An 18245-nucleotide genomic window follows, 5' to 3' on the forward strand; every position below is an offset into this window, starting at 1 on the left:
GACGCGCAGATTCTCGACAGCTACTTCGCCGCGCGTCGTACGGATCAGCGTGCCGGTCGTGAAGCAGACGGGCGCTACATAATCACCCAAGGCGCCGTTCGAGTCGGCCGTGAAGCGCGTTCTGGTTGCCGACCCAGATCCAAACACCTGGGAATTTGAGAGGATCAAGCGGGTCGACCCTGCACCGGTACCCGTTTGCGAACTGGTGAACTGGACCATAGATCCATTGTCGTACTGGGTCGCGTAGAACGTCGAAGTGGAAGGAGTCGTAGATCCTGGCAGAGTTCCAGTAACTGTGATGGGGTCTCCGACTGCATTGACCGTTCCATTTACAGTCAAAGGACTGGTCGTAGCGTCATCGACCTGAAATGTTGCAGACGGTGCGCCATCATCCGTTCCAGCAAAGCCAGTCTGGAACACGGTGTTACGGAATACGAGCGGCAAAGCCATAGTGATGTCCTCCCAGATTCNGGTTCGGGGATCGACGCTGGGATCAAGCGGGTCGACCCTGCACCGGTACCCGTTTGCGAACTGGTGAACTGGACCATAGATCCATTGTCGTACTGGGTCGCGTAGAACGTCGAAGTTGAAGGAGTCGTAGATCCTGGCAGAGTTCCAGTAACCGTGATGGGGTCTCCGACCGCATTGACCGTTCCATTTACAGTCAAAGGACTGGTCGTAGCGTCATCGACCTGAAATGTTGCAGACGGTGCGCCATCATCCGTTCCAGCAAAGCCAGTCTGGAACACGGTGTTACGGAATACGAGCGGCAAAGCCATAGTGATGTCCTCCCAGATTYTTGATTATTAAATAAACTGATTTGTACTCATCGCTTCAAATAAACGCGCTTCAAAGACGAGATCTAATTCGATATTCATCGCAAAACCTGTTAGATAGATTTTTTTCAAAGCGGTCGAGCACGTTGTCCTGTCATGACAGAAACGTACGGCTTCATAAAGTTCGTAAAGGCCATTCTGAGAAATCAAACTAGTCGCAGATTGAGAAGCGTCGAATGCGTTGCGCACAAGCAACAATTCCTCCAATCCAGTTGGCGATTTAGGCAGAATAAGAACGCCGTGCCGGGATGTTTTGGCAAAATCGATTTCCGTTTTTGAAGATCGCCTCTGCTAAAGCAGATCGACTCTTTTATTGCCGATAGCCATCGAGGCTATCGAGGTCGCACCCTGATGAACTCACCATAGAGCGCTTCCCGTCGCGCCCGGTCCTGCACCAGCAGGGTCGCGCGCTCCTGGCTGTGTTGCGTCAGCCAAGTGGTCGCGAAGGAGGCCATCGCGCCGATGGCCGAACCGGCCAGCGCCGACAGCGCCGGAAGATAGGCTGCATCCATCGGCGGGAGGCCTCAGGCCTTGCGCTTCGGCTGTGCCGCCAGCCAGTCGCCATAGCGCCGCTGCGAGAGCCACGCGACACCGGTGGGAGTCAGCCAAGGGCCGCCGAGGACCACCCCGAAATACGGTGCGGTGTCGTCCGTGCGGACGTCGTGCGTCTCGCCGAGGCCCTGGAAATGACGCCTCACCAGCTCGACCATCGGCATCCGCTCAGGCCCAGCGATCTCGACCATGCCGTTTAGGGGCGGCGCCAACGCGGCCTCCGCGACCTTCAGCGCAACGTCGGCCGACGCGATCGGTTGGATCGACGCGGAGGTCACGCGCGCGACGCCGTCGACGATTGCGGCTTCCGCGATGGCCGCGACGAACTCGAAGAACTGGGTGGCGCGGACAAGCGTCCAGGGCACGCCCGCCGAGGCAATCAACTCCTCCTGAGCAAGCTTGGCCCTGAAGTAGCCCATGTCGAGCAGGAGTTCGGTCCCGACCACCGAGAGCGCGACGTGGTGGGAGACGCCAGCATCCTTCTCGGCCGCGGCGAGGTTACGTCCGGCGCGGACGAAGAAGTCCATCGCCGCCTCGTCGGCGAACGATGGCGAGTTGGAAACGTCGACCACCACAGTGGCGCCCTTCAACGCTTTCGCGAGGCCTTCGCCCGTGACGGCGTTGACGCCGGTGTTCGACGAGGCCGCAAGGACCTCGTGGCCGACGGACTTCAGCATTGTGACGACCTGAGAGCCGATCAGCCCCGTGCCGCCGATGACGACGATCTTCATGTAACGCTCCGTCCTGTGTCCGGTCCCGGTGGGGACTTTCGAAACAAAGACGAGAGCGGTCCTGCCCGGTGTGACATCGGCTCCGATGAAACGCTCCGGGCGCCGCCCAAAGGCCCCTACAACGCCGATTTTCGCCGTGGGACTCTGATCGATCTTCGCTTAACTGAAGGGAGAATGGTTCGAGGGATAGCGGCCAATGTGCCGCTTGGAGTCCAGTTCGACATCGAACGTTAATGGTTCGAACGGGCGCAAACCTCCGCTCCATGTGTCGGGTAAGACTGCTTGCAAGCGATGATGGATGCTATCGCCCCGATCTACACTCGTTTGGAATATAATCCGACTGAAATTAAGGACAGGCGCGGGCCAGACTCATAGATTTGCTCCTTGAAAAAGTAAGATGGGAAGCTGAAACCTAGATTTGAGGAGGATTGTGCACGTCCGAACCTCCCATATCCGTGGTCGAACTTGAGTTTCGGCGCCCCGACGGAAACGTTCCTTTGAACCATTCACCCTTGGGCCAAGCGCAGATTAATCCCAGGCCAACGGTGAACATCGGCACGGTTAGGACCAGCGCTAGCAGGCGGGATGGATCAAGTGTTTGGTGGGGCCAGAACAGCCATGTCCAAATGGCGCCGCCACTGAGATAGGCGCCGAAGGCAACATAGACCGTCCCAAAGAACGCATCCTTGAAAGTCGCTGGGCGGGGGTCTCCGCTCATTCTCGCCTCCGGATCATGGGCCAAAGGCATTGCCGGGAGAGCTTCCCGTTTCCCGGCAATGCAAATGTTACGCTGCTTTGGCAGTAACCTTCGCGTAGGTCCCAGTCGCGATCTGGTCTTCGAGTTGCGCCTTGAAGTCGACGATGCCGAGGACTTGCACGGGATTGCCCGCCTCGTCGAGGAACTCGTACAGCGCGTCCTCGATGTTGCGGTTGCTGAAGAACACAATGGCGTCCTCGTCGCCGCCACCTTCCAGATGCGGTTCGCCGTTCGCCACGCCCGAGACGTAGCTGCCCGTCGGACGGGTTTCCTTGTGTGTCCCATCCGGCCTGTAGAACCGGAGCTCGCCCTGCATGACGAGGGTCACGTAGGGACTCTTGTGCCGGTGCAGCATCACCTTCTGGTTCGCCGCGAACTTGAACACGACGTCGACGATGCGGTTCTCCTCGTCGACCTTGTAGACGAAGAAGCTGATGTGCGGGAGCCAGTCCAGGGTCCGCCAGGTGATGTTGCTCTCGTCGAACATAGGGGTGGGCATATCGTTTCCTTCCGTTCCCCCATCCGGCCGCTCTTGGCGGACACACGGCTTTCCGTCGCATCGGATGGATTTGCTTTGGGTCAACGTCCCCCACGGCGGATCGATGCCGCCTTCCCGGTTCGGCCCGTCCCGAGGGGGACCGTCCCGCCGGGCGTAGCGATGTCAGCCAATCAGACTCAACGTCGAGGTCACCGACGTCCGTTACGCACCGGAATGACCAACGCCTCGATGAAGTTGGTAAGCTCAATCCGTCGCTTGCCGTCGTCCGTGACTTGGTCGTCGAGCCCAAGCCTCCATGCCAGATCGCGCCGGTCGGGTTCGCAGTGGAGGGCCTCGACGAGGTCGGCCTGCTCCTCCACCTCTCGCCGGGTGCGTGCCAATCCGCTCTCGACAAGATCGTCGGCCTGTCGACGAAGGGCCCCCGTCACCTCGTCGAGGCCGATCTCCGGGTGGTACTGGACGCCCCAGAACGTGCCGCTGTTTTGGCGGATCTCGGCGGCCTGGACGACGGTCGACCGGTTGAGGGCCAGTAGAGTTGCCCCGTCCGGGAGGGTCTCGACCTCATCCGTATGGATGCTTGGCGCATCGTAGGCGGCGGGCCTGCCCTTCAAGAGCGGATGCGAGCGCCCGGCCTCCGTCGGTACGATCCGTCGGGCAAAACCCGCCTCGGGTCCGTTACGGTTCCGACCGACCGTACCGCCTGCGGCGACCGTTGCCACCTGCAGCCCGGCGCAGGACCCGAAGGATGGCGTTCCCGAACCGAACAGAGCACCCATGAACGCCAGCGAACGCCGGACCTCCGGTGTATCCTCGTAGAGCGAGAGGGGCGAACCGGACAGAAAGATCGCATCGTACCCGGCGAGGCTCTCGCCGCTCTGAAGGGCGCAATCCGCGTCCGCCGGGGTTATGCGATGGCAAATGGCGCCAGGTGCGAGCCGCTCCAAGGTTTCGACGTAGCTCTCGCCCGATGAACGTCCCACGCTCTCGCGTCGCTTCTCGCGAGCATCAGGCGGTTCGCTCTCGGCGACGAGAAAGCGCAACCGTGGTGTCGATGGGTGCAAGGGGACGATGCTCCGGGGACCCGTTCCCCGAAACGCGAACCCATCCTGGGCGGCGTCGTTCCTACACTGGTGAACCTGCCGCAGGCCGTGCCACCGAATGCCCAAGGATAAGGCGACGATGACGACGCCTACGGTAATGATTACGGCGCCCAGGACGCGCCGCAGGTTGTTCGGATGGACCTCGAAGCCGACCCAACCACACTTGTCGAGTGCCAACGAGGCGACGACGCCCACGGGAACAATGATGCTGAGAAAGGATGCCGCGCCGATGGCCGGGCCTGCGTTTGGTCTGGGGCAGGCTCTGCCAAGATAAAGTGAGCGGACGATCCGCGTCTCCGGTGAAGGCGAGCCCGAGGTTTCAAAGCCTCACGAGTCTCACGGCAAGTCGTTCCTGCGCAGGAAGTGGATCGCGAACGGTGGGTCGTAGCCCATCAAGATCGGCGGAGCGCTCGTCCTGCGGTTCGTAGAGGCTAGCATTTCGGTCAGGATGCGTTCCTGTTCGGCGCAAGTTTCATGTGTGTTGGGGCCCGGGAAACCAAAGGCCGCAATCTTCTCGGCCGGGAGCTGGACAAGACGGACGCCTGCCTCGGTGGGATCAGGGGCTCCGGCCTCGGCAACATCGCGAGGCAGGAAGAACCGCATGGCTCCCCCCGAGCCCTGCTCAACCGGAACCGTCATCGCGATGCGTTGTGCGCCGGTTTCCACGGGTGCGGTCATGGCGATGCGGTCACCTCGCTGGTTTGCGCCGGTGATATAGCGAAAGAGGCGTCCGAACGCCTCGCTATCCCCCTGCCCGCGTCCGTCAGTCTCGACGGCGAGGCGGGGCTCGTAAACTCAAATCTCGACGCCACGGTCGAGATGCTCGACGACGGCGTACCGGGGCTGATCGTAGAAGATCCGCACACCGAAAACACCCAGGACGGACTCGCACAAGGTGACGAGGTAGTACACGAACTTATCCATCATGGTGACGTTCGTGGGCGGTCGGGGTTCTCGTCAACGCAGGGGCGGCCCGACACCGCGGTCTCACGGAACATCGAGCCGTCCGACTTAGACGAAGACGCCAACATCGTCAGGGAAGGATGCCGCGCATTAGATTGGGATGGCAGCGGCCAGCGAGGCATTCGGGGGCGATGTCGGACGCGGCATCGCCATCACCGGACACGGGGGCGGATCGTCGTCGTCGTCACGTCGTGCGGGACGAACGTACCGGTTCAGGTCGGCGCGACGGCGTAGGGGGCGCGGCCTGGACTGCCTAAACGGGATGGCGGGCGTCACAGGAGCCGACTTGCACACAGGAGCCGACTTGCAGTCGAGTTCGCCAAGCGCAGCAAGGACGGCATCGACGGAGACCGGCTCGGCCCTGCTGCCCGTAAGGCAGCGCATGCTCGGCGCGCTCTCAAGGGCGCTCGCATCGGACGCCCAGGAGGCGAGGATCGCACGCCTTTCCCCCGTTGAGAGCCCAGGGTGGGTCAACACCTCCCTGGGGTGGCGAAACACGTCGCCCGGAGCGACGAGCGCCTGCCATGCCTCGAACGAGGCCGGGTTCGCGCTGACTGGGTTCACGGCGCTGGTACGGGAACTGAAGCTCTCCATCATCGACATCGATCATCCCTCCTGAAGTTGGGTTGGATGGGCGGTGCCCTCCCTCGCTGGTGCGCGAGGGAGCGCGTTCGACGGGTGGCGGAACTTACGCCGCCTTGCGCTCGGCCTCGATCCGAGGGTGTGCGTTGTCCTGGCCGACGGCAGCTTGCGTCCCGCCGATGGGGATGCGCCTCGGCTTCAGCGCCTCCGGCACCTCACGCTTGAGGTTGACCGTCAGCAGGCCGTTCTCCAGGTTCGCGCCGACGACCTTCACGTGATCGGCCAGGTTGAAGGTCTGACGGAACGTCCGGGCGGCGATGCCGCGATGCAGGAGTTGGCGCTCACCCTCGGACGACTTCCTCTGGCCGGTGACCTGGAGGGTCGTGTCATGCTGAGTTAGATCAATCTCGTCGGGCGCGAAGCCGGCGACGGCCATCGTGATCCTGTACGCGTCGTCCTCTACCCGCTCGATGTCGTAGGGTGGCCACGTCGGGGACGTCTCGGCCTGGGTGGCCTGGTCCAGCAGGGAAAACAGGCGGTCGAAGCCGACGGTGGAACGGTAGAGAGGGGCGAAATCGAGGGTCCTCATGACCACATCCTCCTTGGAGCAACGTGATGATGCCTGACCCGGCGCCCGTTCAGCGAGCCGAGAACCGGCCTCGCGTGCACGAAACGCGGACATTGCTTCCTGGTTCCGAGAAAATTCGCAGACCCGAGATTGGCATTTCCGCAGTGGTAAGGGCAGAGCCGTGAAGGCGTGCAACGGGCAACAAGTCCTGTCACGCGCCTCTCAATATCCCATTGCCAGGGCCCGCCAGGGCACTGCCGCCTTCCCTCGGGACCGGCAAGGTCACTTCGGCCCCGAGGCCGTCGTCCGCCTGATTTAGAAGCCTTGCCTCACCACCGTGCGCTCGAACGGCCGAGCGCGCGATGGCGAGCCCGAGGCCACTGCCTCCGGTCTCGGCGCTGCGGGAATTCTCCAGGCGTTTAAAGGCAACGAACATTTCCTCGATCCGGTCCGGCGGTACGCCAGTGGCCTGCCCCCATTCGGTGGCCCAGGTTCGTCTCCACCAACCAAGGTGAAACCGAAGGGCAGTTAGTTGGGCGTTCGGCCTGTCTTATCCAAATAGTGTGATGCATTAGTCTATAGGGACCGTGATATGAGACAAAAACTTCTGATATTACCCAATTTAACTTAAGGAATGTCTGGGATTTATTAAGAACAATTCAGGATGTTGGACAAGATTTGCCGCCAGGCAGGATCGTCTCCGCGGTTCCGGCAGTTCCCGTTCCGCGCATCGGCCAGGACACCTGTCGGGCGAAGGTCAGCGTCCTGAGAGCTGGAACGACGTCGAAGAGCGGGACGTAGGTGAAGGTCGTCTCGGCCATGACGTAGCGTGCACCGGCCGTCTGCTCGGCTTCGGGCGGTGTGCCGATGACGCTTCCGGTGTCCCGCGGCGCCGCGTTGCGCGCGACGCTGGAGCACACCTTCGCCACCAGGGCGCCGCCCTGCTGGTAGACCCCGACCGCCGAGAGCACGATGCCGGCCCGGGTCGTGTTGTAGGGAAAGGTCACGGCCGACCCCGCGGCGTAGACGTCATCGACGTTCGGGACGCCGCCACGCGAGATCAGATCCGCCATGGTGCGGGCCGAGCGGAGCAGACCCTGGCTGGTGCCATAGGCCCGCGGAAGCTCGATGCTACCCATCAGAATCAGGAGCAGGATGGGCGCCACGAGGGCGAATTCTAGGGCGGCGATGCCGTCCTGGTCGCGGAGGAGACGCCGCATCAGCAACGCCCGGTGGCGTAGGGCTCCGCGCGAAACACCGCGGTCGCCACGATGAGCTGACCGCTCGCCCCGACCTTGCGCGACGAGAGATCCAGGATGGTGAAAAAGCGCGGAACCACCACGGCGGCACGGATGGACACGACGTCGTTGCCCGCCGGACACTGGAACCGTGAGCCGAAGCTCGCCGACAGGGCCTTGTTGGGGGCATCGTAGGGATCGGAGATCGCGATTTGCGCGAAGGCCTTGGCGGTCGCGACTTCGACCTTCACGGCCGCGCAATCGAACAGGGTCGGCCCGTTGCACAACGCCGTCCGGAACCGCGTGGCGGCGTCGCTGCCGTCGTAATCCTCCTGAAAGGCACCGGTGAAGACTGCGCGGCCGGCCCGATCCACGCCGTTGTTGAGGGTTTGCTGGGACAGGGTGAGGAGGCTCGCCTCGAACACGGCGCCGAGGAGCACGAGGAACGGCAGCAGCACCAGGGCGAATTCAACCGCCATCGAACCGTCGCGCGCGCGGCCGAAGGCGGCGGGGAGACGGCGAAGGGGGGCGACGAGGCCGGCCGGAATCATGGGCGTCCCCTCATCGAGAGATGCGCAAGTCGCTGATCTGGGCGCCGATAGCCCGGAAGGCCGTGGTCAGGTCCGACGAATTCGAGATATCGAAGAACATCGATGGGTTGGTCGCGCAGGATCGAAGAAGGTCGCTGGTGCCGTCGGTGACCTCGACCCGCACGGTGAAGATCTGGATGCCCGCGCTCTTCATATTGCCGCACAGCGCCGACAGGCGCCCGTCGAGGGCGGCGGTCCGCGCGCCTTGGTCCGACGAGACCGTCCCAACGCGGTTGGCCCAGATGTAGCTCGTGCCCGAGTAGAACGAGGCGTTGTCCGAATTCGGATTGGAAATCTGGTTCTCGCCATCGGTCATCAGGACCACGAACTTACGCACCGTCGTGTCCGTGTATGCGACGCCCTTCACCAGCGGGCCATTCGGCGAGAGCGCATGCCAGCCCCAGACCAGGCCAAGGGGAATATTGGTGTCGCCACTCACCGTCATGGCACTGACGGCACTCGTCAGGGTGGCCTTCGAGCTGGTCAGCGGCGTGATCGGCTGGAGCTCGCAGCCGGCGTTGGGGCCGTAGAGGTAGCCGTTCGGGCCGCCCGAACGGTCGGTCTTCGAAACCTTCCAAGAGGTGCCATACTTTGCGACTTGGCCCTGCCGCACCCGGTTGTCGAGGACAAGCAGGCCGCCGAGAAGTGGATAATCTGCAAGGTAATCGTTGACCGCCCTGCCATCGTAATCCGACTCGTCCGGCGCGAAGTACGGAACGAACAGCGAGTCGGGCGTCGCCGCCGTGGCGGCCGTCTCGGACACGTCGTAGGGTATCGGCCGTCCCTCGACACATCCGCCCCAGGAAACACCGGCCTTGGCGAAGAGGGCAAGACGGTTCGCTTTCGAGGCGAAGATCTGGGAGTGATAGGAAGCGAGTCCGTCCTTATCGATCCAACTCGCGGCCGCGTTGCCCGGGCCGACATTGACGGTCATCGAGAACGGGACAACCGCCATCCTGAGAGCATTCGGTTTGGCCGGATCGACTTCCCGGAACAGGTTCTCGACGAGGTCCGTTGCCGCTGCCTTCAGGTTTGCGAGCTTCGTGCCGCGCATCGAGCCTGTGTTGTCGAGGACGAGGGCGATCTCGATGTTGCCGGACCCGCGGCGGGACGCCCCGGACACGGAGAGGGGGACGTTGGTGAAGCCGGCAAGGCGAATGAGGGTCGTTGGCGTCGTTCCGGTGACCGTCACGCGTATGGTGTCACCGGAGCGCTCCGTCGCGACGGTCACGTCCGCCATCTGGCTTCTGGCGAGGGCGGCGGTGACCTGTCGCGATGCCTTGTCGCGTAGGACGGCATCCGTCGTTGAGGCCGGCAGCTTTGCGAGTGACAGCACCGTGGCGTCGACGGCGTTCTGCACCTGCTGGCGGACGTTCGAATTGGTGCCGTAGTCGATGACGAGCCCGACGAGCATGAGCATCGGGATCAGCGCCACGGCGAAGATGAGAACGACCCCTCCCCCCTGACCGGCGCCGAAGCGCTGCAAATTACTCCGGATGCGGTTGAATAAATCATCCATAAGGCGAATTTCGGGCCTTATCTGTTAAGAATTCCTTACGAGGACAAAACCGTACCAACAGTGTACTCAGAACGGAATCGGTCGCCCGTTCCCGTCCGTTGCACCCTTCTCTGATCGTCGCATTTCTGTCGCGCAGAGCTTTATCTGGTAAAACCGTTTGAGGGTTTGCAAACGCGTTTCACGGAGAAGTCTGCTTTACGTTTTATCAACCAGCCGAATGATTGGCTGAAGCGCCTACGGGCGAGCCGGCTTTGGCGACACCATTGTTATCAGTGATCAAGCCACTGCCGCTGTTGTGGAAAACGCCCTCGCCCGGACGAAGGGTTTCACGCTCTGGCGAGACAGAAGGATTTATTGGCTCCAAGCATCCGGTAAACGCTGGTGAGATCCTGGCCTTCGGAGCGGCGGTGATGCCTTCGATACAATTTACACGCGCAGGCGAACCTGGCTAGATTGATCCAGCGGTGCGATCGAAATTCTCGATGCGTTTTTAATTAAATCAGAACGCACTATAAACGGCTAACGAACAAATTTATTGTGAAATTGCCATTTGTTAGCCGCTTAAAAAGCATCGCTAGCTGATAGTCTAGTTATTTGACGCTTCAAACCATGCCCCTATCGACTCATCTGTTCGCCATATTATTTTGCATAGCTGGGCGCGATTGAATGATATCGGGTACAAAATGAACTCGTTCGGGACGCTGCCCGTGTCAAGCATGACCAAGTGTGCACCCAAATCCGTAGTCTCGTGGATGACACAACCTTTATAAGTATGCTCGTCGATCGCGATGAAGCCAAACGCTGCTTCAGCGTCGTCGTCGATCTGTGCAAACGCTGACGCCATTCAAAGGCCCCATCAGACTGAATGAGTATCGGAAGCTCGATCAACATGCTGTGTCTCAAACCGCTAACAATTCCTCAACGAAATCAACCTTAATGCGAACATATCGCATTGAGGAATTGAACCTGCTTGGTGTTTTGTTGGCTGAGCCGTTTTCGAGATGGTTTTGTTCAGTCTCGGCGACATCGTCTTTCTTGTGTGTGCAATTCCGCGATGTGGCGGCTTGAGTTGCGTTGATGCTTCCACAACTCGGAAGGCGCGATACGACCTCTCCATGACGTCGATCGAGCCGAAGGCCTTTCTCGTCAGTGGCCCAGCGATGCCAGTATTTACAAGGCCTGCTGCGCGCTCGACGGCCCCCACCGCCGCGATGGTACGGGGCTCGGTAACGCTGTCGGCACCCGCCGGTCCAAGACGATACCCACGCACCCAGAGAGCATGTTGAGTTCCAGCGGTTGGCGTGCATATTCTCCCTGATAGTCAACAATAAAGTGCAGATAATGATCGGTCAGTTGGATCAACGGGACTCTGAAAGCTGTATTCTTACAGCGAGCATTTTCTGAAGCCGGAAGGGCATTTCGTTGGTAGTTTCGCCAGTTTAGGTGATATCTATTATTTGTTCACGTAATCACTGGTCTTCGCCTTGCGGCGTTTGACGCTATGACATTTTTCGATTGGTGGACGGTCGGAAAGGTTGCATCGACCTACTTTGTCCATTGAGGACGCGGGATGACGTTTGGCGATCCGCCGGGGTCGAAATCTGTTTGGCAAGGGCACGGACGACGAACAAAGCTACGCTCGTGTGACAGCGTTTGGTTCATGTGTTCATATCTTGTGAACGAAGGCGGTACGGGCCTTGACGGGGTAACCCCACCTTACTTCGGCGATAGTGCCTCATCCGTAGTTTGGCGCTTGAGGTTGGCGCTTCCGGCGGGTCGTGGTGGGGATGCTTCGTGATGACCGCACCCCCGTCTAGTTTGCGACGCCAATCTCGATGGCGAATGATGGGCGTTGAACCTCACCGATGCGCTGATCTTACATCGAATGGACCGAGCGTTGCCCCGCCTGCCAAGGCCAGGCGTTGCGGTGGGCTCGTCCATGGTGGGATGGTCAGCCTCGGCACAATCTAAAGCCCATTCCGGTGCCCCGCTTCAATCAAAGACCTGTTCAAGCGTTGCAGTACCGCTTCCGCGTCCGCATGCGCTCAGGCGGGCGCGTTTCGTCGCTCTCTATCGCCATCGGTCGCTGAATCACGGTGATGGGTGGCGTCGCATCCCCAATGCGGGATCGCTGGTCCTTCAGGTCACACTTTTTTGTCAGCCACGGACACGTCCGGCGTGCTAAATGGCCCTATGCCCCGTTGGTTCTTCCTGCTCGTCGTCATCGCCCTCGGCCTTTCCGTGGCCGGTGGCGTACTGATTTTCCTGCGGTCGCCGACGCCGATGGCTCAGCGGGTGGACTGATGGGCAACCCGGGAGAATTTCGGGTCTAGAGTGGCATACGTCGCGTCCCATCGTCTGACCGACTGAGGCGAGCCGTTACGAAATGTTCGCCTCGACTCCTGTGGATTAACGTTCCGTCAAAGTCGAAGCTCGTATTTTTGAGGTCTTCGGTTTGGGAGGCGTCAATGCAGGTCGTTTATCGCGAAGGGCTTTCACAGGTTCAAGTCGTCGCTGCCATTGGCGATTCCGGCTTACGGCGAACCGTCATCCGCTTCTTTGCGCTCCAGATCGTCGCTTCCCTGGGCCTCGGCGTCTGCGTCGCCTATGCCTATGGCTCAACGGGACCTGTTTCCTACGCAGAGCGAATCGATTTTACGCTGCGCTTGAGTGACGAGATCGGCTCCCTTCCGGATCGCGCGATGGATGGTCTTCGCTTGCGCTTCCGTGCGGCGGACTGATTGCCTTCGTGCGGTTGGGATGGCTACGTCGCTCTCCATCGCAACATTGACCTGATTTTTCGAGCGCTTACTCGCCTCTCGGGATTCTCAGTCCCTGGACACCAGCGGCGATTTTAGACGCATCCGAAAGTGACCAAACGAGCCCGTGAGGGCAAGGGTCGTGTCGGCGTCGAAGAGGGGCGTGAAAATCGGCAGGGTGTACTCCCAGGTGCCGTCTTCCTGGATCGTTGGCTGATCACAGACAGTGTCATGGGGATGCAGGCGGGCATGGTCTTGGGAAACCGGACCGTTGAACAGCGCCGAGAGGAACATGGCTCTGGCCCACAGCCCGGTGAGACGGTCGCTGCGGGCAATTCCAGACAGCGGATCCGCTCCGGCAACAAGGGTATGGCGGTGCGCCATGGTGGGCTTTGCCGACAGCATCTCTGGCGTTGCTGGATTTGATCATCATAACGGCGATGCAGCCTTCGCTCTCTGTACGGTGAGCGAAGCGGCGCCATCGTGTCTCGCTCGCCAAGAAGAAGCCCGCAACAAAGGCACCAAAGCACGTCGGTGGCGTGCCCAGCGCCGCGTCGCAACATCGATGGACGGGCTGGTGCAAGGCGTCGCAAGGGCGGTTCGTCGTGGACCTGGCGAGAGAGAGGCACGTGGTGCGCACGTTGCCGCGGTGATTGAGCCGCGCCGCCCAAGCAGATCCGCAGCGTTGGCCTTCCGGTGTTTGAGGCGCGCGGGTCGGTCCGCGCTGTGTTCGACATCGGCCAAGCGCGGATGGCGCACACCTCGATCCTGCAGCGCATCCTTTTCGCCGGCAGATCCTGGGTGAAGAGCCATGGACGGCTCGATCGCACCGAGCATCCACGATGAGGCCATGAAATTCCGTAGGGTTGGAGTCGCCCACCATGACGGCAGGCCGATCACCAGGCCGCTCGTGACGCTTGAGTACGTCGCCGACGGCCTCGACGCCCGGCGACGCGATGCAAGCGGCTCACATTTTCGGTGGATCGGCGAGCTTATGCGCGGCACCGACGGCCCCCTGCCCCACTCAGCGGTTTGGTCGACGAGTTCGACGAGTGCCGGAAGCGCCTGAGTGTCGGCGTCGACACCTTCAATACTCCGACGCATGTGCAACTTGCTCCCGGTCGGCCGAAGGAATGTAATGTTCAGATTGTTCAATAATTGCACTGTATCCATTTATTTGAATGGTACTTCAAGATTATGCTAATGTAAGCCGTAGGGTTCGCTTTTAGAATACCAATATTTTTGCATCTCGTGCTCAGGAGCCGCTTTGGCTATAATGAAATAATTTCAGGATGATCGTATTAGAGAATTAGATGTTTCTTAGATCAGATAAAAATGATTGCAAAGTGCGAATGGATGGCATGTAAATTATAAAATTTAGCTATCGTGGTTTGTTTAGATTCGATATCATCGCTCAGCGTCTCAGGTTCGTCGCGATGTCAATTGTCGGTCGGCTCATTCGAGCTGTCGCCCATAGAGGTACCCGTGTCGCTTCGCGCCTCTGCCGGGAAAGGAGAGTCGACGGACACCTGGAACGCCGGGAGTCGGCTCAGGCCGAGTAACTCCTTCGGCAGTGTCGACATTGATGCCCCATTTACCCTCGGCCTCGGCGGGCTCTATCGGGCGTGGTCCAAGGCCTGTCCGCGCCTACATCAAGGGACCGGGGATTGCCGCTTCAGCCGCCTGTCGCAGGCGAGCCTCGTGCTTGCGCACAAAGAGCCAGAGCGCCAAGCCGCCAAATAGAACGATCGCCAGAAGCGCTATGCCGACTGGACCGGCTATATGTTCAATCTGCTGTCCGCACAGGTACGAACCGAAGCCCATGATGCTGGCCCACGCGATCCCGCCGAGGCCGTTGAAGAGCATGAAGCGGCGGGCATCGAGTCTGTTCACGCCAGCAAGGACAGCCGCATAGGCCCGCAGCATGGCGGTGAACCTGCCGAAGAACACGATCTTCCCACCGTGCTCGCGGAAGAGGTACTGCCCGAGCTTGAGCCGACCATGGTCGAGTGCGATCAGATAGCCGTACTTCATCAAGATCGGCAGCCCCCAACGGCGGCCAACCCAGTAGCCGAGATTGTCGCCGAGGATCGCAGCCGCGGCAGCGGCTGCCACGATGCCACCGATATTCAGGTTGCCTGTACTGCCTGCATAGACGGCGGAAGAGATGAGGATCGTTTCGCCGGGGAGGGGTACGCCTGCACTCTCAAGCCCGATGATGATGAAGATGGCGATGTAGCCGTAGCTTGCGATCAGGTCGGCGATTGGTAGATTTGTGAGGAAGTGCATTCCGGGGCGCTCTCTGTCCGATGCGAGGCACCTTGATCCGGATCATGGCGGTTGCGCGGCCTAACTGAGTCGGTTTGCGCTCCGATGATCCCGAGGAGCTTCAACGCCCTGGGCTACTCCCGTGGCCGAACCGGCGGACGGCGGTCGATCACCCGACGTGGGTCCGCATGGCGGAGAGCTTCGATGGCCGGTCGATTTTCCTCTTGAAGCCCAACCCCTGTCATGGCACCGCCCCAATCCGCGGGCGAATCGCCCGATGTCCAATTCTGCATGCACACCCTCTACGGCTCCGGCGACACAAACTCCGTGGGCCCACACGGCCGCGTGGCCCGCCGTTTTCTCACTGTCCTTCGGAGTCTTCGGGTTGGTGACGGCCGAGTTCCTGCCGGTCAGCCTTTTGACCCCCATGGCGGCCGAACTCGGGGTGTCGAACGGTGCCGTCGGACAGGCGATGACCGCGACTGCGGCGGTCGCCGCCATCGCGGGACCGCTTCTGGTCCTGGGGTCAGGCCGTCTCGACCGGCGCTCCATCGTCTGGACGCTGATGGCGCTTCTTGCCGTATCCAGTCTCCTCACGGCGTTCGCGACCGGTATCGCGATGCTCCTCGTGGCCCGAGCCGTCCTTGGGTTCGCGCTCGGCGGCTTCTGGGCGATGATGACCTCGCTCGCCCTCCGTCTCGTACCCCCTCCCGACGTACCACGCGCCATATCGATCATCGTGATGGGCGTGTCGCTCGCCACCGTCGCGGCGGCCCCGCTCGGGGCTGCGCTCGGCGCATTCTGGGGCTGGCGGCTGACGTTCCTTGCGGTTTCGGGGCTTGGCGTCGCCTCACTGCTCGTCCAGCTCATCGCACTGCCGAAGATGCCTTCAGCGGGCGCACCCGGCATCGCCACGTTTCGCGCGGCACTGTCGCTCCGGGCGGTGCTGATCGGAATTGCGACGGTGGTCATCGTCGTATCCGGCCATTTCGCCGGCTTCACCTTCATCCGGCCGTTCCTCGAAATCGTGCCTCGCTTCAGCGTGGCCGCGATCTCGATGACGCTCCTTTCCTTCGGTATCGGCGGCTTTCTCGGCAACGTCGTCGCGGGCATCATCGCCGCACGAAGCCCAGCCTGGGCGGTCGGCAGTTCGGCGCTCCTCATGGGAGCCGCCACGCTCGCCCTCGCGCTTCTCGGATCGTCCCCGGCCGTCTCCTTCCTTGCAACGACCCTCTGGGGCTTTGCGTTCGGTGGGTTCCCGGTCTCGACGTCGATCTGGAACGCGCGCGCCGCCCCAGGCCTCGCGGAGAGCGCGGGCGCATTGTTCTCGTCCTCGTTCCAGATCGCGATTGCGAGCGGCGCCGTGATCGGAGGCCTTCTCGTCGACGGAACCGGGCCGACGGGTGTCATCGTCTATGCCTGCGTCGCCGTCGTCCTGGGTGCCGCGGTGATGCTCACCATGGGTCGGGCGCTGGAACGGACGCCCTTGTAGACATCGCCCCGGCGCCGGCCCGAGGCTCGATGGCGGCGACAATGGCCGACGAGCGGGGTGCGAGGGGGAGTCGCGAACAAGACGATCCCCCCGCCTAACCGCCGCAATCTTACGCCAGGTCGGACACGCTTTGTTAACCGTGGGCGGGTCGCTCATGGGGTGTCCGAGGCTGGCTCGGTTTGGTGGCGCTGGTGTTCGAATTGAAGAGTCGGTGTGTGGGTGCAGGGCTCGCGATCGCGATGCTGGTTTCCCTGACGGCCTGCGCGGGGCGTCCGACCGGGGTGCTGCTGCCTATTGCGAATGCGGAATCCATTCCTGGCACTTCGCGGGTCGACATGCTGGTGGCAACGACGCGGAAGTCCTCTGGAAACCCTGGCATTTTATTCTCGGGCGAGCGCGGCGATGCCGTGACCTACACCGACCTGTCCGTGTCCATACCGCCTGATGCCATCCGCCAGCCAGGGTCGGTGCAGTGGCCGAAATCCGTACCAGGAAATCCCGCGACGGATTTCGTCGCACTGCGCGCCGATCCAATGGAGCGGTCGAACGTCGCCGCCTGGACGAAGCGTCCCAGACGCGGCGCCGCCAAACGGCACGTCCTTGTCTTCGTGCACGGCTTCAACAACAAGTTTGAGGACGCGGTCTTTCGCTTCGCTCAAATCGTTCACGATTCTGGTGCCGAGGTTGCGCCTGTCCTGTTCACGTGGCCTTCGCGTGGTTCCGTGCTGGCCTACGGCTATGACCGGGAGAGCACCAACTTCTCCCGCAACGGATTGGAGACGCTTCTGCGGGACCTCTCCAAAGACCCGAACGTCGGCGAGGTAACGGTCCTGGCCCATTCCATGGGCAACTGGCTCGCCCTGGAAAGCCTTCGGCAGATGGCCATCCGCGACCGTCGCATCGCTCCAAAGATCAAGAACGTGATCCTGGCTGCCCCGGATGTCGACATGGACCTAGCACGCGCCGCCTTCCACGACATGGGTAAGGACCGGCCGCGCCTGACGCTGATGGTGTCGGGCGACGATCAGGCTCTGGCCGTTTCGCGCTTGGTTTGGGGCGACAGCGTCCGGCTCGGAGCCATCGACCCACGAATCGAGCCCTATCGATCCGAGTTGGAGCGCGAGAACGTCGCAGTGCTGAACCTGTCATCGGTGAAGTCGGAAGATGCCCTCAACCACGCCAAGTTCGCGTCCGGTGATGTGGTCGCACTGCTGGGTCGCCGCCTTGCCGACGGTCAGCCGATCTCGGATGGCCAAATCGGCTTCGGCGACCGTCTGGTGAGCACGGCGGCCGGCGCCGCATCGACCGTTGCGACCGGTGCGGCGCTCGCCGTTGCAGCTCCCGTGGCGCTGATCGACCCGCAGACGCGCGAGACTTATGGCGAGCACCTGTCGAATGTTGGATCTGGTATCCGGGACACCGTCGGTTCGACGGCTGATCTTGCCTCGGCTCCGATGCGAGCGGTCGCCGGGTCACGATAGTCGCGTGAGAGATCGCTGTCATCGACGTAAAAACGTCGCCGGTATTTGACGGTCACCTACCCGGACAACCCAGGAATTGCCGCCCTTGGGACAGTCGAAGGTCGGCGTCCTCGACCATCCTAATCCTACACACTGTACTTAAAAGACAACCCCCGACCGGTCGTACGCGTCCGGTGATGGCCGCGGTCGACGGCATCGCGCGCTCGGCTGATGCCTGACCTTAATGCTGGCGTTAAGGTCAGCGGGTCGGGGCGATGCGGGTCGAGGTGCTTGAGGGGGCCGAACGACGGCGGCGCTGGTCGTTCGAGGA

16 protein-coding genes and 3 pseudogenes are annotated in these 18245 nt (G+C 61.5%); 4 read left to right on the plus strand and 15 right to left on the minus strand.

The genetic code is table 11. The features are described from left to right. The 7 genes and pseudogenes from ASF22_RS24830 to ASF22_RS25190 form a co-directional block, all read right to left on the minus strand. A pseudogene (locus ASF22_RS24830) lies at positions 1 to 450 on the minus strand (Hint domain-containing protein); the annotation flags it as partial. Positions 451 to 1168: 718 nt separating this feature from the next. Further along, entirely contained in the window at positions 1169 to 1348 is a 180-nt protein-coding gene (locus ASF22_RS09810) for a hypothetical protein (RefSeq protein ID WP_056263675.1), read from the minus strand. A 12-nt stretch (positions 1349 to 1360) separates the two neighbouring features. After that, positions 1361 to 2119 (minus strand): SDR family oxidoreductase, encoded by a 759-nt coding sequence (locus ASF22_RS09815; protein ID WP_056263676.1) that lies wholly within the window; start codon positions 2117 to 2119, stop codon positions 1361 to 1363. Positions 2120 to 2904: 785 nt separating this feature from the next. Next, the gene (locus ASF22_RS09820) at positions 2905 to 3375 is read right to left on the minus strand and encodes a hypothetical protein (RefSeq protein ID WP_056263678.1); all 471 of its coding nucleotides are present in this window, start codon (positions 3373 to 3375) and stop codon (positions 2905 to 2907) included. A 188-nt stretch (positions 3376 to 3563) separates the two neighbouring features. Continuing rightward, the gene (locus ASF22_RS09825) at positions 3564 to 4763 is read right to left on the minus strand and encodes a gamma-glutamyl-gamma-aminobutyrate hydrolase family protein (RefSeq protein ID WP_348271135.1); all 1200 of its coding nucleotides are present in this window, start codon (positions 4761 to 4763) and stop codon (positions 3564 to 3566) included. 48 nt (positions 4764 to 4811) lie between these two features. Further along, positions 4812 to 5255: pseudogene (locus tag ASF22_RS09830) on the minus strand (heme-binding protein); the annotation flags it as partial. A 15-nt stretch (positions 5256 to 5270) separates the two neighbouring features. After that, complete coding sequence (locus tag ASF22_RS25190; protein WP_280137413.1) at positions 5271 to 5402, minus strand: hypothetical protein; 132 nt, start codon at positions 5400 to 5402, stop codon at positions 5271 to 5273. 418 nt (positions 5403 to 5820) lie between these two features. Here ASF22_RS25190 and ASF22_RS25305 point away from each other — a divergent pair, with 418 nt between their 5' ends. Next, positions 5821 to 6057: a hypothetical protein gene (locus ASF22_RS25305; RefSeq protein ID WP_056263680.1), complete on the plus strand. Its 237-nt coding sequence runs from the start codon at positions 5821 to 5823 to the stop codon at positions 6055 to 6057. A 69-nt stretch (positions 6058 to 6126) separates the two neighbouring features. Here the strand turns inward: ASF22_RS25305 and ASF22_RS09840 are convergent, their stop codons facing one another. The 6 genes and pseudogenes from ASF22_RS09840 to ASF22_RS25310 form a co-directional block, all read right to left on the minus strand. Next, positions 6127 to 6609 carry an Hsp20 family protein gene (locus tag ASF22_RS09840; RefSeq protein WP_056263682.1) on the minus strand — a complete coding sequence of 161 codons (483 nt, stop codon included), beginning with the start codon at positions 6607 to 6609 and terminating at the stop codon, positions 6127 to 6129. 190 nt (positions 6610 to 6799) lie between these two features. Continuing rightward, a pseudogene (locus tag ASF22_RS22920) lies at positions 6800 to 7042 on the minus strand (ATP-binding protein); the annotation flags it as partial. A gap of 205 nt (positions 7043 to 7247) precedes the next feature. After that, a complete protein-coding gene (locus tag ASF22_RS09845; RefSeq protein WP_056263684.1) occupies positions 7248 to 7808 on the minus strand; it encodes a TadE/TadG family type IV pilus assembly protein in 561 nt (186 codons plus the stop codon). Next, positions 7808 to 8377, minus strand: a complete 570-nt coding sequence (locus tag ASF22_RS09850; RefSeq protein WP_056263687.1) for a TadE/TadG family type IV pilus assembly protein — start codon at positions 8375 to 8377, stop codon at positions 7808 to 7810. The genes ASF22_RS09845 and ASF22_RS09850 overlap by 1 nt, the downstream gene beginning before the upstream one ends. A gap of 10 nt (positions 8378 to 8387) precedes the next feature. Beyond that, the gene (locus tag ASF22_RS09855; RefSeq protein WP_056263688.1) at positions 8388 to 9935 is read right to left on the minus strand and encodes a TadE/TadG family type IV pilus assembly protein; all 1548 of its coding nucleotides are present in this window, start codon (positions 9933 to 9935) and stop codon (positions 8388 to 8390) included. A 907-nt stretch (positions 9936 to 10842) separates the two neighbouring features. Then, positions 10843 to 11244 (minus strand): peptidoglycan-binding domain-containing protein, encoded by a 402-nt coding sequence (locus tag ASF22_RS25310; protein WP_348271136.1) that lies wholly within the window; start codon positions 11242 to 11244, stop codon positions 10843 to 10845. A 1159-nt stretch (positions 11245 to 12403) separates the two neighbouring features. On the opposite strand from ASF22_RS25310, the gene ASF22_RS09860 reads away from it, so the two are divergent. Beyond that, complete coding sequence (locus tag ASF22_RS09860) at positions 12404 to 12676, plus strand: hypothetical protein (RefSeq protein ID WP_056263690.1); 273 nt, start codon at positions 12404 to 12406, stop codon at positions 12674 to 12676. A gap of 87 nt (positions 12677 to 12763) precedes the next feature. On the opposite strand, the gene ASF22_RS09865 is transcribed toward ASF22_RS09860, so the two are convergent. Further along, positions 12764 to 13099 (minus strand): hypothetical protein, encoded by a 336-nt coding sequence (locus tag ASF22_RS09865; RefSeq protein WP_056263692.1) that lies wholly within the window; start codon positions 13097 to 13099, stop codon positions 12764 to 12766. Positions 13100 to 14341: 1242 nt separating this feature from the next. Then, positions 14342 to 14983, minus strand: coding sequence for a DedA family protein (locus tag ASF22_RS09870; RefSeq protein ID WP_056263694.1), 642 nt, complete (start codon positions 14981 to 14983; stop codon positions 14342 to 14344). Between the two features lie 256 nt (positions 14984 to 15239). On the opposite strand from ASF22_RS09870, the gene ASF22_RS09875 reads away from it, so the two are divergent. Both ASF22_RS09875 and ASF22_RS09880 read left to right on the plus strand, forming a co-directional pair. After that, positions 15240 to 16454 carry an MFS transporter gene (locus tag ASF22_RS09875; protein ID WP_056263696.1) on the plus strand — a complete coding sequence of 405 codons (1215 nt, stop codon included), beginning with the start codon at positions 15240 to 15242 and terminating at the stop codon, positions 16452 to 16454. Between the two features lie 182 nt (positions 16455 to 16636). Then, positions 16637 to 17935, plus strand: a complete 1299-nt coding sequence (locus ASF22_RS09880; RefSeq protein WP_244474242.1) for an alpha/beta hydrolase — start codon at positions 16637 to 16639, stop codon at positions 17933 to 17935. Positions 17936 to 18245: the final 310 nt, after the last annotated feature.

This window comes from Methylobacterium sp. Leaf87, assembly GCF_001422775.1.
GTDB lineage: Bacteria > Pseudomonadota > Alphaproteobacteria > Rhizobiales > Beijerinckiaceae > Methylobacterium.

Coding starts and splice junctions, on each gene's coding strand:
- ASF22_RS09810 (WP_056263675.1), bottom strand. CDS start 1,348: ATGGATGCAGCCTATCTTCCGGCGCTGTCGGCGCTGGCCGGTTCGGCC.
- ASF22_RS09815 (WP_056263676.1), bottom strand. CDS start 2,119: ATGAAGATCGTCGTCATCGGCGGCACGGGGCTGATCGGCTCTCAGGTC.
- ASF22_RS09820 (WP_056263678.1), bottom strand. CDS start 3,375: ATGCCCACCCCTATGTTCGACGAGAGCAACATCACCTGGCGGACCCTG.
- ASF22_RS25190 (WP_280137413.1), bottom strand. CDS start 5,402: ATGATGGATAAGTTCGTGTACTACCTCGTCACCTTGTGCGAGTCCGTC.
- ASF22_RS25305 (WP_056263680.1), top strand. CDS start 5,821: ATGCTCGGCGCGCTCTCAAGGGCGCTCGCATCGGACGCCCAGGAGGCG.
- ASF22_RS09840 (WP_056263682.1), bottom strand. CDS start 6,609: ATGAGGACCCTCGATTTCGCCCCTCTCTACCGTTCCACCGTCGGCTTC.
- ASF22_RS09845 (WP_056263684.1), bottom strand. CDS start 7,808: ATGCGGCGTCTCCTCCGCGACCAGGACGGCATCGCCGCCCTAGAATTC.
- ASF22_RS09850 (WP_056263687.1), bottom strand. CDS start 8,377: ATGATTCCGGCCGGCCTCGTCGCCCCCCTTCGCCGTCTCCCCGCCGCC.
- ASF22_RS09855 (WP_056263688.1), bottom strand. CDS start 9,935: ATGGATGATTTATTCAACCGCATCCGGAGTAATTTGCAGCGCTTCGGC.
- ASF22_RS09860 (WP_056263690.1), top strand. CDS start 12,404: ATGCAGGTCGTTTATCGCGAAGGGCTTTCACAGGTTCAAGTCGTCGCT.
- ASF22_RS09865 (WP_056263692.1), bottom strand. CDS start 13,099: ATGCTGTCGGCAAAGCCCACCATGGCGCACCGCCATACCCTTGTTGCC.
- ASF22_RS09870 (WP_056263694.1), bottom strand. CDS start 14,983: ATGCACTTCCTCACAAATCTACCAATCGCCGACCTGATCGCAAGCTAC.
- ASF22_RS09875 (WP_056263696.1), top strand. CDS start 15,240: ATGTCCAATTCTGCATGCACACCCTCTACGGCTCCGGCGACACAAACT.